This is a genomic window from Streptomyces aurantiacus (genome assembly GCF_001418335.1).
GTDB classification, from domain to species: Bacteria; Actinomycetota; Actinomycetes; order Streptomycetales; family Streptomycetaceae; genus Streptomyces; species Streptomyces aurantiacus.
Genome location: NZ_LIPP01000071.1, coordinates 138,051 through 151,890, shown reverse-complemented (window position 1 = coordinate 151,890; position 13,840 = coordinate 138,051). Strand labels below are relative to the sequence as shown.

General features: G+C 69.4%; 14 protein-coding genes and 1 pseudogene. 8 read left to right on the top strand and 7 right to left on the bottom strand.

Features of this window, described 5'->3' with window-relative positions; translation table 11 throughout:
* From AOK01_RS46500 to AOK01_RS11070, 4 genes and pseudogenes are all read right to left on the bottom strand, one after another.
* Nucleotides 1–263 (bottom strand): annotated as a pseudogene (locus AOK01_RS46500) (hypothetical protein); the annotation flags it as partial.
* Nucleotides 264–969: 706 nt separating this feature from the next.
* The gene (locus AOK01_RS11080; RefSeq protein ID WP_055510792.1) at nt 970–1,536 is read right to left on the bottom strand and encodes an antibiotic biosynthesis monooxygenase; all 567 of its coding nucleotides are present in this window, start codon (nt 1,534–1,536) and stop codon (nt 970–972) included.
* Nucleotides 1,537–1,615: 79 nt separating this feature from the next.
* The gene (locus tag AOK01_RS11075; RefSeq protein WP_055510767.1) at nt 1,616–1,849 is read right to left on the bottom strand and encodes a hypothetical protein; all 234 of its coding nucleotides are present in this window, start codon (nt 1,847–1,849) and stop codon (nt 1,616–1,618) included.
* A 102-nt stretch (nt 1,850–1,951) separates the two neighbouring features.
* Nucleotides 1,952–2,980: a LacI family DNA-binding transcriptional regulator gene (locus AOK01_RS11070; protein WP_055510766.1), complete on the bottom strand. Its 1,029-nt coding sequence runs from the start codon at nt 2,978–2,980 to the stop codon at nt 1,952–1,954.
* Nucleotides 2,981–3,236: 256 nt separating this feature from the next.
* On the opposite strand from AOK01_RS11070, the gene AOK01_RS11065 reads away from it, so the two are divergent.
* The 5 genes from AOK01_RS11065 (at nt 3,237) to AOK01_RS11045 (ending at nt 8,678) form a co-directional block, all read left to right on the top strand.
* A complete protein-coding gene (locus tag AOK01_RS11065; protein WP_079103329.1) occupies nt 3,237–4,631 on the top strand; it encodes an ABC transporter substrate-binding protein in 1,395 nt (464 codons plus the stop codon).
* Nucleotides 4,628–5,614: a carbohydrate ABC transporter permease gene (locus AOK01_RS11060; RefSeq protein ID WP_079103324.1), complete on the top strand. Its 987-nt coding sequence runs from the start codon at nt 4,628–4,630 to the stop codon at nt 5,612–5,614. Before AOK01_RS11065 ends, AOK01_RS11060 begins: the two co-directional genes overlap by 4 nt.
* Nucleotides 5,614–6,438 (top strand): carbohydrate ABC transporter permease, encoded by an 825-nt coding sequence (locus tag AOK01_RS11055; protein WP_055510765.1) that lies wholly within the window; start codon nt 5,614–5,616, stop codon nt 6,436–6,438. The genes AOK01_RS11060 and AOK01_RS11055 overlap by 1 nt, the downstream gene beginning before the upstream one ends.
* 75 nt (nt 6,439–6,513) lie before the next feature.
* Nucleotides 6,514–7,500 carry a glycoside hydrolase family 68 protein gene (locus tag AOK01_RS11050; RefSeq protein WP_055510764.1) on the top strand — a complete coding sequence of 329 codons (987 nt, stop codon included), beginning with the start codon at nt 6,514–6,516 and terminating at the stop codon, nt 7,498–7,500.
* The gene (locus AOK01_RS11045; RefSeq protein ID WP_055510763.1) at nt 7,497–8,678 is read left to right on the top strand and encodes a serine hydrolase domain-containing protein; all 1,182 of its coding nucleotides are present in this window, start codon (nt 7,497–7,499) and stop codon (nt 8,676–8,678) included. Before AOK01_RS11050 ends, AOK01_RS11045 begins: the two co-directional genes overlap by 4 nt.
* On the opposite strand, the gene AOK01_RS11040 is transcribed toward AOK01_RS11045, so the two are convergent.
* Nucleotides 8,673–8,942 carry an Atu4866 domain-containing protein gene (locus AOK01_RS11040; protein ID WP_055510789.1) on the bottom strand — a complete coding sequence of 90 codons (270 nt, stop codon included), beginning with the start codon at nt 8,940–8,942 and terminating at the stop codon, nt 8,673–8,675. The genes AOK01_RS11045 and AOK01_RS11040 overlap by 6 nt on opposite strands.
* Before the next feature lie 282 nt (nt 8,943–9,224).
* On the opposite strand from AOK01_RS11040, the gene AOK01_RS11035 reads away from it, so the two are divergent.
* Entirely contained in the window at nt 9,225–10,649 is a 1,425-nt protein-coding gene (locus AOK01_RS11035; RefSeq protein ID WP_055510762.1) for an amidohydrolase family protein, read from the top strand.
* Here the strand turns inward: AOK01_RS11035 and AOK01_RS11030 are convergent.
* Both AOK01_RS11030 and AOK01_RS11025 read right to left on the bottom strand, forming a co-directional pair.
* Entirely contained in the window at nt 10,630–11,676 is a 1,047-nt protein-coding gene (locus tag AOK01_RS11030; protein ID WP_055510761.1) for an LLM class flavin-dependent oxidoreductase, read from the bottom strand. The genes AOK01_RS11035 and AOK01_RS11030 overlap by 20 nt on opposite strands.
* Before the next feature lie 89 nt (nt 11,677–11,765).
* Nucleotides 11,766–12,161, bottom strand: coding sequence for a DUF5997 family protein (locus AOK01_RS11025; RefSeq protein ID WP_055510760.1), 396 nt, complete (start codon nt 12,159–12,161; stop codon nt 11,766–11,768).
* Between the two features lie 58 nt (nt 12,162–12,219).
* On the opposite strand from AOK01_RS11025, the gene AOK01_RS11020 reads away from it, so the two are divergent.
* Together AOK01_RS11020 and AOK01_RS11015 are read left to right on the top strand one after the other, a co-directional pair.
* Nucleotides 12,220–13,020 (top strand): LysR family transcriptional regulator substrate-binding protein, encoded by an 801-nt coding sequence (locus tag AOK01_RS11020; RefSeq protein WP_079103322.1) that lies wholly within the window; start codon nt 12,220–12,222, stop codon nt 13,018–13,020.
* Nucleotides 13,021–13,169: 149 nt separating this feature from the next.
* A complete protein-coding gene (locus AOK01_RS11015) occupies nt 13,170–13,832 on the top strand; it encodes an NUDIX domain-containing protein (RefSeq protein WP_055510788.1) in 663 nt (220 codons plus the stop codon).
* The last annotated feature ends 8 nt before the right edge of the window (nt 13,833–13,840 follow it).

Sequence of the window (13,840 nt, the reverse complement as noted above, 5' to 3'; positions counted from 1 at the left end):
GGCCGGGCCTCGGCCGCCGCGCGGATCGCTTCGTCGGCGCTGTCGGCGTCCCGCGGCGGCCGGGTCAGCAGGGCCACCAGCCGGCTCACGTCCTCCACGGACCGGTCGGTGCCGACCGCACGCAGCGCGTCGGCCGTGGCCCTCGCGTACTCGGGTGACTGCTCCAGCAGCTCGATGAGCTGGATGACCTCGTCCAGCGGCCGGTCGGCGACGGCGGCGTGCACCAGTCCGTCGACCGGGTTGTCGTACGCGGGGTCGGCCATGGCGTCGTCGTCCACGTCGTCGGCAGGGGCCTCGGCAGGGTCGGCGAATCGCTCGTCGCCCTCGTCCGCCGGGGCAGGTGCGGGTGCAGGTGCCGGGTGCGGATGCGGGCGGACGCCGTCGCCGGTCGGCTCGCCGTACCGGTGGTCGACGGCGTCCGCCGGTTCCGCGTACCGGCGACCGGCCCTGTCGGCGGCCCTGTCAGGGGCAGTGTCGGCGGCGGTGTCGGCAGCCCGGTCGGCTCTGTCGGCCCTGTCGGCCCTGTCGGAGTACCGGTGGGCAGCGTCGTCGGCCGGGTCGGGGTACGGGTGGTCGATCTCGTCGAGCGGGTCGGGGTACCGGTGCTCGATCTCGTCGGCCGGGTCGACATACGCGAACTCGACGGCGTCGGCCGGGTCGGCGTACCGGTGGTCGGCCCTGCGCGTAGCCCTGTCCGGCGCCTCGTCCGGCGCGGGGTGCCAGGGGGCGGAGACGGGTGGCGGCGGTACGGGGGCGTCGACCACGCTCTCGCGAGATATGCCAGGTCGATCGGAGTCGAAAGGCGAACGGGTAGTCATACTCGGCTCCCTACGAAGGGTGCAGTCGCTGTCGTGGCCCGGACGTGTGGCCCGAGAGTTGCAGTTCGACCTTTCTAAGCGACCGCGCCGGACGCCGCCATCGGGACGAGGCACACGTGTGACGCGGACCGGCTCCGGTCCTGTCGCGGCGTCAGCCGTCGGGCGTGCCGTACAGCCACAGTCGCAGCAGACGACTGAGCCCCGGCATGATCACGTACGTGAGCAGGGGCAGGAGCAGGACAGGGAAGACGGCGGCGCGCAGCGGCAGGGGCCACGAGGCGGTGCTGGGAGTCACCAGCCACTGGATGAGAACGACCAGCGGGTAGGCACCCATGAACGTCGTCAGGACCATCTTCCAGCGCGGTGGGGGCTGCACCGTGGTGCCGGGGAGGCGGAACCAGGCCTCCAGTCCGGTGGTCGACTGGCGTTCGTCACGGACCTCGGTGGCGATGCCCTCGATACGCGCGTGCCACTCGGCCCGCTCGGGCGAGGTCAGCCAGTCGGTGAGCCGCTGCGGATCGGAGAACCGGAGCACCCCGTGGAACCGGTGCCCGGGCTCCGGACGCAGCCAGGACACCCCCTGGCTGCCGGGGAACCGGGAGACGCAGTCGGTGACGCCCCGGGTCCACTCCTCGAAGTCGGCTTCCCGGCCGGGGCGTACCTGCCAGGTGAAGACCGTGGTGACGGGATCGGCGCGTGGGACCTGCGTGGTGCTCATGACCACCACGGGTTCCATGCGCCGAGCGGGTCATGCACGGAACGGCGGTGGCACACAGCGGAAGCAGAGCAAAACTGTCTCAGCCCGCCTCGTCGTGCACCCCCTCGTGCACGCCCGGTGTCACGATCTCGTCCAGCGCCCTGCGTACTGCCTCGTAGGTGTGTCCGCGCAGCTCGGCGTCACGTGCGCTGTCGGGATCACCGGCCCTGAGTTCTTCGCTGCGCGCCTTCCACGTCTGCTCCTCCCGGCCGGCCCACGAACGGGCCCGCTGGAGACGGCGCAGGAGTTCGTCGGAGTCCACTACATCAGTCATGAGATACGCGTACCCGCACAAGCCCTTCCGACGAGTCCGTATTGCTGTCGCATAAGCACTGTCGCATCGCCGTGCACGCACCGTGACGAGGGCGTACGGGCGTCACCCGGCGGGAGGGAGTATCGAGCCACGCTCGATGACCGGCATGGGGATCAGGTGATGGCCGGGGCGCCGGTCGTGGTCGAGGAGGAGCTCGACGGAGGAGCGGCCCATGGCTTCGTGGGGCAGGGCGACGGTGGTCAGGCCGGGCCTGAGGTAAGAGGCGAGTTCGTCGTTGTCGAAGGACACGACCGAGACGTCATGGGGGACGGAGAGGCCGTGATCGGCGAGTGCCTGGTACGCGCCGAAGGCGAGGCGGTCGTTCATGCACAGCAGGGCACGGATGTCGCCGCGGTCCTTCAGGAGCGCGCGGGTCACGTCGTAGCCGTGGTGGGGTTCCCAGTCCCAGCATGACTCCTCGGCGGCGAACCGCAGTCCGCGCTCGGCCATCTCCGCGCGGATCCCGGCGATGCGTTGCCCGACGGTCGCCGAGCGGAAGAGGTTCTTCTCGACTTCTTCGTTGTGGCCGATGAGAGCGATGCCGTTGCGGTGGCCGGCATCGGCCAGGAGCGCGACCGCCGCCCTGCCGCCGCTCAGTTCGTCGGGAAGAACCGACACGGGGTGCTTCTTGTTGCTGGCGTTGAGCATGACCACGTTGGTCGCTTGCGGGATGTCGGGGACGAAGAGTTCCCGGGCTCGCATCACGCCGAAGATGATGCCGTCGACCTGGCGGTCGAGGACGGCCGCGATCGCTTCGGACTCGCGTGCCGGGTCGCCCCCGGTCTCCAGCACCAGCAGGACGTGGCCGGCCTTCCGTGCGGCGTCCAGTGCTCCTTGGATCAGGCCGCTGGCGAAGCGGGTGGTGGCGACCACGTCGGAGATGAATCCGATGGTGAGGGTCTTGCGGGTCCGCAGACCGCGGGCGGCCACGTTCGGCCGGTACCCCAGTTCGGCGGCGGCGTCGTTGACCCGGGCATGCGCTTCTGCGGACAAGCGGGTGTCGGTCCTGCCGTTCAGGATCATCGAAGCGGCGGCCGTGGACAGCCCCGCGCGCCGGGCGACATCGGCGAGCGTGACGCGCTTGTTCGGCATGGCATCTCTCCTCCGGCGGTCGGCGCGGGCACGGGTCTCAAGCCAATCACGCCGTCCAACCTGTTGCGGACCATTCCTTGACAGCACCCACCCTCAGGCTGACTATGGCCTTGCTAAAAGGGTTTAGCAAGCGGTTCGGCTCGTTTCGGGCGGGGACACCCGACGCGCCGCGTGGCCGCCGAGGCGCAGGAGACACCCCTGCGCCATGCCTGACCCCCCTTCCGCGGACCCGCGCACGGACAACGGAGTCTTGTACATGTCGAACGAGCATGAGCGTTCCCGTCATGGACGCAGCACCGCGTCACGCAGCACCGCATCACGCACGGCGTGGGCGGCCCTCACAGCCACCGTCACCTCCGGTGCGCTCGCCCTGGCCGGGTGTGCGCCGGGGTCACCCGCCGCGGACCCGACCGAGTCCGGGAAGGTGAGCCTGAAGCTCACCTCCGACAAGATCACCATCAAGATCCAGGACGAGACGGGCTTCCCGGTCTCCGACGACCTGGCGAAGGAGTTCACCAAGCAGCACCCGAACGTCACGTTCAAGGTCGTACGGGACAGCTTCGCGAACCTCACCGCGAACGCGCCGCGCCTGATGGCCAGTACCAACGCACCGGACCTCATCCGTCTGCCCACGCTGGGGGACACGGTCAAGGACGGCCTCCTGACGAACCTCGATCCGTACTACAAGGGCTTCGGCTGGGACAAGTTCTCCGCCGGGCAACTGGCCGCCTCCCGGATGAGCAGCAAGGGCGTACGGGGAGAGGGATCGCTCTACCAACTGGGTCTGGGTTACAGCGTCACCGGCATCTACGTGAACCAGAAGTACGCCGAGCGCCTCGGACTGTCCGGCGCGCCGGCCACGATCGGCGAGCTGGAACAGTGGATGGCCAAGGCCAAGGCCGCGAAGATCCTTCCGGTGCAGATCGGCATGCAGGACGGCGTGGGCACGTTCGCGCTGCAGGCGCTGATCAACCAGTACGGGAACAAGAGCGACCTCGTCGACTGGATGTTCAACAAGTCGGGCGCCACGTTCGACACGGCCGCGAGCCTCAAGGGCGCCACGGTGTTCAAGAAATGGGCGGACGCCGGGTACTTCCCCGACGACGTCAACGCGATCAACTACACGACGATGGTCTCCAACTTCCAGGCGGGCAAGGGCCTGCTGATGTTCGACGGGAACTGGGACGCCGCGGGAACCGACAAGGCCATGGGCCAGGGTGCGGCGACCTTCGTTCCGATGCCGCCCGCGGCCGGCGACGGCAAGTACGTCGCCATGGGCGCCGCGAACTCGTTCTCCATCCCGGCCAAGGCGAAGCACGCCGACGCGGCGGCGTTCTTCCTGAACTGGATCCACACCGACACCAAGGCCCGGCAGATCGTCGTCGATGTCACCGGTGCGTCGCCCGGCGGCGACCCCGCCCGGCAGCTGCCGAAGACCAAGAAGGGCTCGCTGATCGAGCAGGCACTCAAGGTCTCCGCGGAAGTGGCAGCCGACAACGGGTTCGTGGACTTCATGGCCAACACCACCTCGGGTATCTACGCCGGCGCGTTCCAGCCCTACGAGCAGCGCCTGCTGACCCGCCGCATGGAGCCCAAGGCATTCACCGACGCCATCCAGCAGTACTACGAGAAGGAACTGGCCGGAGCATGAGCAGCGACGTCCGCAGGCACGGGGCCTCGGAGCCGCCCGCAGCCGCGGCGCGGGGCCCCCACCCGGGCACTCGTGCCGCGAGCCCGGGGAACCGCCTTCGCCGGCCCACCCGCGGAGCGGCCCGGCGCACCACCCTGGGCTGGCTCTTCGTACTGCCCGCCCTTGCCTTCTTCACCACGTTCGTGATCTATCCGCTGGTCACCGCCGTGCAGTACTCGTTCTACAGCTGGAACGGCATCGGCGCCTCCACCTGGGTCGGCTTCGCCAACTACACCCGGGTGTTCACCGACCGGGACCTGCTGATCTCGATCATCAACGCACTGATCCTCATCATCTTCTTCACGGTCATCCCGGTCACCAGCGGACTCGTCCTGGCCACCTTGATCCGCTCGATGAGGCCCGGCGCGTTCGCCACCACCGCGCGGACGATCCTGTTCCTTCCGCAGATCATCCCGCTGGTGGCCGCCGGTATCGCCTGGTCATGGATGTACGCGCAGACCGGCACGATCAACACCATCCTGGACTCCGTTGGCCTCGGGTTCCTCTCGCGGTCATGGCTGGCAGGCTTCGGCACGGCTCTTCCAGCCGTCGGCCTGATCGGTTCGTGGGTGCTGACAGGTCTGTGCACGATCCTGCTGCTCACCGGCATCGGAAAGATCGACGCCTCCCTGTACGAGGCGGTGCGGCTGGACGGCGCCGGCTGGCTGCGGGAATTCGTGACCGTCACTCTTCCCGGGCTGCGGCAGGAGATCGCCGTACTGGTCACCATCACGGTCATCGCGGCGCTGAGCAGCTTCGACATCATCTACACCACCACCAAGGGCGGCCCGGGGACGAGCACCTTGGTTCCGGGTATCTCGATCTTCCGGCTCGCCTTCACCCAGAGCGAGGTCGGCCTGGCCTCGGCCTTCGGCATCGTCCTGCTGCTGCTCGTCCTCGCGGTGGTGCTGCCCATCCAGCTGCTGGCAAAGGAAAGGTCCTGATGATCGTCAACAAGGCCGAGGCGGTCATCGGACGTGTCGTCCTCGTCGTCGTCCTCGTTCTCACCGTGCTGCCGCTGGTCGGCATGGTCTCCGGCGCACTGCAGCCCGCGGACCGCATTCCCAACGGCATCTCCTGGCCGAGCGATCCGCAGTGGGGCAACTTCGCCGTCGCCTTCAGAACGGCGCACGTCTGGCAGTTGCTCGGATCCAGCGTCCTCATCGTGCTGGCCGTCGTCCCGCTCAGCCTCCTGATGGCGGCCCTGGCCGGCTACGCGCTGGGAAACCTGCGCATCCGCGGCGGCCGGGCCGTGTTCATCCTGTTCGTGCTCGGCCTGACCATCCCGTTCGAGGCGATCATCATCCCGATCTACTACCAGATCACCGACATGGGCCTGCTCAACACGCGTTGGGCGATCATCCTCCCGTTGATCGGGCTCTACATGCCGTTCAGTGTCGTGTGGATGCGCGCGCACTTCCTCGGAGTGCCCGGCGAACTGTCCGAGGCGGCTCGTATCGACGGGGCGAGCGTCTTCCAGGAGATCCGCCGCATCCAACTGCCCCTGGCCGCACCGGCACTGTCCTCCCTGGCGATCCTGCTGTTCCTGTGGACGTGGAACCAGTTCCTGCTCCCGCTGGTCCTGGTCGACGACCCGGACCGGCGCACCATGGCCGGGGCACTCGGAGCCTTCCAGGGCCAGTACCTCAATCAGCTCCCGCTGATGTTCGCCGGCGCGCTGATCATCATGCTGCCCACGATCGTCGTCTTCGTCGTCTTCCAGCGTCAGTTCATCAAGGCGCTGCTCCAAGGTGCCGTCAAGGGCTGACGCTCCACACCTCCCGCCCACCCGATCGCACCCGGCCGCCTCCGCCACAGGGCGGCCGACGCACAAGGACGCCCCATGACATTTCACCTGGACCACGCCTGGGTGTGGGACTTCTGGTTCGCCGACGACGGCGACACCTTCCACCTGTACTACCTCCATGCCCCCAAGAGCCTCGGCGACCCCGAACTACGGCACCGCAACGCCCGTATCGGCCACGCGACCTCCACGAATCTGACCGACTGGCAGGACCACGGACCCGTACTCGGCCCGGGCCCCGCGGGCGGCTTCGACGAGACCGCCGTCTGGACCGGCAGTGTCCTGCGCGGGCCTGACGGAGTCTGGCGGATGTTCTACACCGGCGCCCGCTTCGCCGGCCCCGGCGACCTCGGCGGCAACACCCAGGCGATCGGTGTGGCCACCTCCGAGGATCTGCACACCTGGACGAGACAGCCGGGTCCCCTCACCGAGGCGGACGGCCGCTGGTACGAGAAGCTGGGTGATTCCGGCTGGCCCGAAGAGGCCTGGCGCGACCCATGGGTCTTTCCCGACCCGGCCGCGCAGGGCTGGCACATGCTGGTCACGGCCCGGGCCAACCACGGCGCCGCCGACGACCGCGGGGTCATCGCACACGCCACCTCACCGGACCTGCGCACCTGGACGGTCCGGCCCCCGCTCAGCTCCGTGGGCGCGGGCTTCGCCCACCTCGAAGTCCCTCAACTGGCTACCATCCAGGGAAAGACAACACTGCTCATGTCCTGTGACACACCACGGCTGTCCGCGGCGAGACGCGAGGCAGGACAGCGCGGCGGGATCTGGAGCATCCAGGCACCCTCCGCGCTGGGCCCCTACCCGGCGGAGGACGCCCGTCTCGTCGTCGCCGAGTCCCTCTACAGCGGCCGGGTCATCGAGGACCGGGCCGGCCGGACGGTGATGCTCGCCTTCGACACCACGGACGCCGACGGCACGTTCCTGGGCTCGATCTGTGATCCCTTCCCGGTGGGCCGTTCCCCGGAGCACCAGGGCATCGTCCCGCTCAGTACCAGCGAAGGAAGTCTCCGGTGAACACATCAGTCAACGGCCACACGGCCCCCGGCTTCGAACGCGTCGCGGAAGCCTTCGCCGCGACGTTCACCCGTCATGACGACATGGGAGCGGCACTCTCCGTACGGGTGGCAGGCGAAACAGTCCTCGACCTGTGGGGCGGGACCGCCGACGCACGCGGACGCACCCCCTGGACGGAAGACACCGTCAGCGTCGTCTTCTCCTGCACCAAGGGCCTCACCTCCATACTCGCGGCCCGTCTCGTGGAGGAAGGCCGGCTCGGCTATGAGACACCCGTCGCCGTGTACTGGCCCGAATTCGCGGCCGCCGGCAAGGAGACGGTCACCGTCAGGGATCTCCTCGCCCACAGATCCGGCCTCTCGGCACCCCGCGACGCCCTCACCGTCGAGGACGCCATCGACCGGGACGGGATGACCGGGCTCCTCGCGGCACAGGAACCTCTGTGGCCGGTCGGTGAAGGACACGCCTACCACGCGCTCACCCATGGATGGCTGATCGGCGAGGTCATCCGACGCGTGACCGGCAGGACGGCCGGCCGGTACTTCGAAGAGCTCATCACCACGCCGCTGCGCGCCGACGCATGGATCGGCCTTCCCCCGGCTGTCCGGCACCGCGTCGCGCACATGCGCGCGGGAGGGACCCTCACGGCCTTCGTGGCTCAACAGGCCGCTGCGCGTCCCTCCGGAGAGACCGACTGGTCGGAGCGGGCCCTGACGCTGGGGAACGCGTTTCCCGCCGAACTCGTCGACGAGACCGGCGGTGGCTTCAACGACCCCCGGGTCCAGGCAGCGGAACTTCCGGGAGCGGGCGGTATCGCCTCGGCCCGTGCGCTGGCCTCGATCTGGTCATCCACCGTGGTGGCAACCGACGGCGTACGGCTGCTGCACCCCGACACCGTCGCCGACGCCGTCCGACCGCAGACCGAAGGCCCTCCCGTCTTCGGAGGACAGCCCCCTTTCCCTCGCTGGGGAATGGGATTCCAACTGCCGTCACTTGCACGGGAGTTCCTCGGTCCTGCGTCCTTCGGCCATGACGGAGCCGGCGGACAGGTCGCGTTCGCCGACTCGATCCACCAGGTCGGGTTCGCCTATCTCACCAACGTCATGGAAGCAGGTACGGACACCCGCGCCACGTGCGTCATCGATGAACTGCGCAGAACACTTCGCCTGCTCTCATAGCCGGCCTGCACGACGTCCACCGGCTTGCACCCTCGCGGAGATCTTGTCGTCGGCCTCTCGGTAGAGCACCAGGTGTTCGTGGAAGAGGACCCCGTCGCGGACGTCGCCGGTGGCGGTGAAGCCCGTGTCGTCGAGGTAGTCGATGTGACTGCCGGTGACCGTGTAGCTGCCGGTGTACGCGCTCTCGCGCGTCCCGCGGGCCTCGTCGTAGCGCCCGTCGGGCCGCAGCGCCTGTCGGATGTGCCCGTCCGCGGTCACCCACATCCCGACGTACGGGTGCGGGTGCGCGTTCGGATGCGGGTCGTGGGGCGGGGCGTCGTCCGTGGTCCTGTTCGTGTGCGGTTCCGAGTTCGTTGCCATGGGTCCTACGGTCGCTCCGGTGTCGCGTCGCTACCAGGCCGCCGTCTTCCCCGGTGAGCGCTTCCTGGGTGCCGCGCACCCAGGGAAACGGCGGCCTGGTTCGCCTGGTCCGTAAGGCCGAGGCTCGGCCCGACAGCCGTCGCGCCCGGCTCACCACGCAGCCGCGGAAGCCAGGGAAGAGGCCCCATGAACGCCCACGACACCACCAGCACCGCCGTCCTCGAACAACTGGGCCGCCGGTCCGCCGACGCGCGGCGACGGATCCTGTTCACCGGCGCGACCATCGTCACCATGGACCCGGACCTGGGGGTGCTCGACCGCGGGGACCTGCTGGTGGAAGGGGACACCATCGCCGCGGTCGGCCCCGGCCCGATCACCGGCGACGCGGTGGTCGTGGACGCCACCGGCACGATCCTGACCCCCGGTTTCGTCGACACCCACCGGCACGCCTGGGAGACACAACTGCGCCGGATCATGCCGGACGTGGACGACCTCGGCGCGTACGTGACGACCACCCTGGCCGGCCACGCCACGGTCTACCGGCCCCAGGACATGTACGTCGGGACCAGGCTCGCCGCGCTGACCGCGATCGACAGCGGCATCACGACCATGCTCGACTTCTCCCACAACTCCCGTACCCGTGAGCATTCCGACGCCGCGATCCAGGCTCTGCTCGACACCGGCATCCGGGGCGTGCACGCCTCCATGGGGCCGCACTTCGGCACCTGGGACCGGCAGTGGCCCGCCGATCTGACCCGTCTCAAGGAGCAGTACTTCAGCAGCGACGACCAACTGCTGACCCTGCGCATGGCGACCCTGGCCACCGCTGAGATCGCCGGTCCCGTACTCGCCTATGGGCCCGAACACGCCCGTGCGGCAAGGGAGTTGGGGATCGGGGTGAGCGTGGACGCTGTCTTCGGCAAGGCGTCCTCGGACGCGGTGCTCGGCTGGGCCGCGGCCGGTGTCCTCGGTCCCGATCTCACACTCATCCACGCCACCGGCCTGACTCCCGAGGCATGGCGGGCGATGGGGGAGTCCGGTACCACCGTGGCCCTCGCGCCCACCTCCGACGCCCAGATCGGACTGGAGACCGCGATCCCGGCCGTCGACGAGGCGCTGTCCGTGGGCATTCGCCCCGGCCTGAGCATCGACGTCGAAGTCGCCCTGGCGAGCGACATGTTCACACAGATGCGAACCCTCCACGCCATCCAGCGGATGCGCGCGGTCAACGCCGTGTACGCGACGGACCGGAGCCCTTCCCGCCGGATCACCACCCGGGACGTGCTGGACTTCGCGACGCTCCAGGGCGCCCGCACCAACGGTCTCGCGGGCGTCACCGGTTCCCTCACGCCGGGCAAGAAGGCCGACCTGCTGGTGATCCGGGCCGAGGACCTGAACAACATGCCGCTCAACGACCCGATCGGCACGGTCGTGCTGGGCTCCGACGCCCGCAACATCAGTGCCGTCCTCGTCGACGGCGTTCCGCGCAAGTGGAACGGGCAGGTCCTCGACGTGGACCTGCCCGCACTGCGCGACCAGGTGCGCGCCTCACGCGAGTACGTCCTGAACACCCCGGCGCCGCGGCCGGACGTCATCGCCCGTCGGAGGTGACCTGGGTCACCGTCGACGGCTGCCAGCCCAGAGCCGGGCCGAGCCCGGTCGCGATGTCGGTGAGGATCTGGACGTAGTCGGCGTGCTCGAAGGTGAAGGGCAGCGCGAACGCGACCTCGTCGATCTCCCGGAACGCGGCGTGCGAGTACAGCCGTTCGGCGATCTCCGCGGAGGTCCCGACCAGATCGGGCGCGAACATCAGGCGGGCGGGACCCTGGGGCGCGGCCGTGCGCGGGGTCCGCTCGGCGGCGTACGCCTCGTACCTCGCGCGCTGCTCGGGAGTGGCACTGTCGGTGGGGATGACGACGAGCCCCTGGGAGACGCGGGCCCGGTCGCCGTCGGGGTGCCGGGCACGGAAGGCGCGTACGTGGGACAGCTGGACCTCGGCGAAGTCCTCGGACTCCTCCGCCTTGACGACGCTGCTGGTCAGCAGGTTCATCGCGTGCTCGCCGGCCCACCGGGCCGACCGCAGACTGCCTCCGCCGTACCACAGGCGGCGGCCCAGGCCCGAAGCGTGCGGCTGGACACGGTCGGAGAACACCTCGAAGCCCTCGACACCGCTGAAGTCGGTCGCGGGTGCGCCGCGTACGAAGTCCAGCAGCCGGGCCACCCGGTCGTGGCCGAAGTCCTCGGCGTCGGCGGTGTCCGGGTACAGCGCGCCCTTGACCCGGTCGAAGTGCATCGGCGGGCCGACACTGACGCCCGGGTTGAGGCGGCCCCCGGACAGGATGTCGACCGTGGCCAGGTCCTCGGCAAGCCGCAGGGGGTTCTCCCAGCCCAGCGGGATGACCGCGGTACCGAGCTCGATACGGGTGGTGCGCTGCGAGGCCGCGGCCAGGACGGCCACGGGGGAGGAGATGCCGTACTGGAGATGGCGGTGGCGCAGCCACGCGCTGTCGAAGCCCAGCCGCTCACCGAGCTCGATGATCTCCAGCGTCGACTCGTGCCCCTTACGGGGGTCGGCCTGGTCGAACAGGCCGATGGTCAAGAAGCCCAGCTTCCGCAGTGGTTGTGAGGGCAGCGGCACGGAGGCTCCTCCATCGTCCGGGACGAGTTCTCTCGAACTCCAGCACTGATCCCATTCTCGCAGGCGATCACGGCTCGGTTCCGGTGCCGCTACTGCTCGGTCTTCTGGTCCTTCTCGGTCTTCTTGTCCTTGATGCGTGCCGCTTCCTTGCGGACCTCTGCCTGGGTGGCGCGCTCCTTCTGGAGCCATTCCGGGGAGTCCGTCTTCAGCGCCTCGATCTCCTTCGTGGTGAGGGCGTCGGTCACTCCGCCGCGAGCGAGCCCCGAGATGGAGATGCCGAGCTTCGCCGCGACCACCGGCCGGGGGTGCGGGCCGTTGCGCCGCAGCTCCTGCAGCCACTCGGGAGGGTCGGCCTGGAGTGCGGTGAGCTCGGAGCGCGAGACGACACCTTCCTGGAACTCGGCGGGTGTGGCCTCTAGGTACACACCCAGTTTCTTCGCCGCGGTCGCGGGCTTCATCGTCTGGGTGTTCTGGTGCGACGTCATGCTGTCAAGAGTATCGAGCATGTGAACCAGCGCCGACCACGACGGGTAACCTGGCCAGGTGACAGGCTCGGAAGAATCCCCTTCGTTCCGGCTCGCGTATGTCCCGGGAGTGACGCCCAGCAAGTGGGTGCGGATCTGGGACGAGCGGCTGCCCGACGTTCCCCTGGCTCTCCTCACGGTGTCCGCCGCCGAAGTCCTCGACGTGTTGCGGGGCTCCGACGCCGACGCGGCTTTCGTCCGGCTGCCGGTCGACGGTACGGACCTCAGCGCGATCCCCCTCTACGCCGAGACGACCGTGGTCGTCGTCCCGAACGACCACGTCGTGGCCGCGGTGGACGAGGTGACCGCCGAGGACCTGGCGGACGACGTCGTGCTGCATCCCCTCGACGACACCCTCGACTGGGAGCGCCCGCCGGGGCGCCCCGCGATCGAGCGCCCCGCCACGACGGCCGACGCGATCGAGCTGGTGGCGGCGGGCGTGGGGCTCCTCGTCGTTCCGCAGTCGATCGCCCGGCTGCACCACCGCAAGGACCTCACGTACCGGCCGGTCACGGACGCTCCCGAGTCGCGGGTCGCCCTGTCGTGGCCGGAGGAGAGGACCACGGAGCTGGTGGAGGACTTCATCGGGATCGTCCGGGGCCGGACCGCCAACAGCTCGCGGGGCCGTGCGCAGCCTCCCGCCGAGCCGAACGCCGCACGCTCGGACAAGGGCACTGCCCGCCGCAAGCCGGCCGCGGGCAAGCCGGTGGGCAAGACCCCCGGCAAGAGCCCCCGGACCGGCTCCGGCACTTCCCAGGGAGCCAAGGGCGCCAAAGGGGCCAAGGGAGCCAAGCGCGGCAAGCCCCGCCGTCGCCCGTAGCCCCTTCGCCGATCAACAACCCGCCTGACACGGGCGGGACCAGGATGGTAGAAGCAGGACATGACCACTCGTTCCGCCTGGACCTGCGCCTGCACCGGTGCCAGTGCCACCTCCGCGACCACCCGCACCTCCTCCCCGGCCGACGCACGATGACGGCGGGCATCGACACCCCGGACCGCAAGGGCCGTACCGGACTCGACCGGGTCGGCCTGGACCTGACCGGAAACCCTCGGGTCAAGGTGCGGGACGTGACACTGCTGTCCTGCCACTGGTACGTGGAGCGCACCACGACCTTCGACCTCCAGCGCGCCGACGGCACCTGGTCCACCCAGGAGCGCGAGACGCACGACCGCGGCAACGGCGCCACGATCCTGCTGTACGACACCGAACGCGAAACCGTGCTGCTGACCCGGCAGTTCCGCTATCCCGTGTACGTCAACGGACACCCCGACGGCATGCTCGTCGAGACACCGGGCGGTCTGCTGGACGAGGCCGACGAGCACCCCGAGGTCGCCGTACGGCGCGAGGTCATCGAGGAGACCGGGCACACGGTCGGCGAGGTCCAGCGGGTCTTCGAGGTCTATATGAGCCCGGGCTCGGTCACCGAGCGCGTGGCCTTCTACGCCGCCTCCTACGGACCGGCCACCCGTACCCACGAGGGCGGCGGACTGGAGGAGGAGGGCGAGGACATCGAGACCCTCGAACTGCCCTTCCAGCAGGCCCTCGCCATGATCCGTACCGGCGAGATCGCCGACGCGAAGACCATCATGCTGTTGCAGTGGGCGGCACTGGAAGGGCCGTTCAGCAAGTGAGCCCGCGC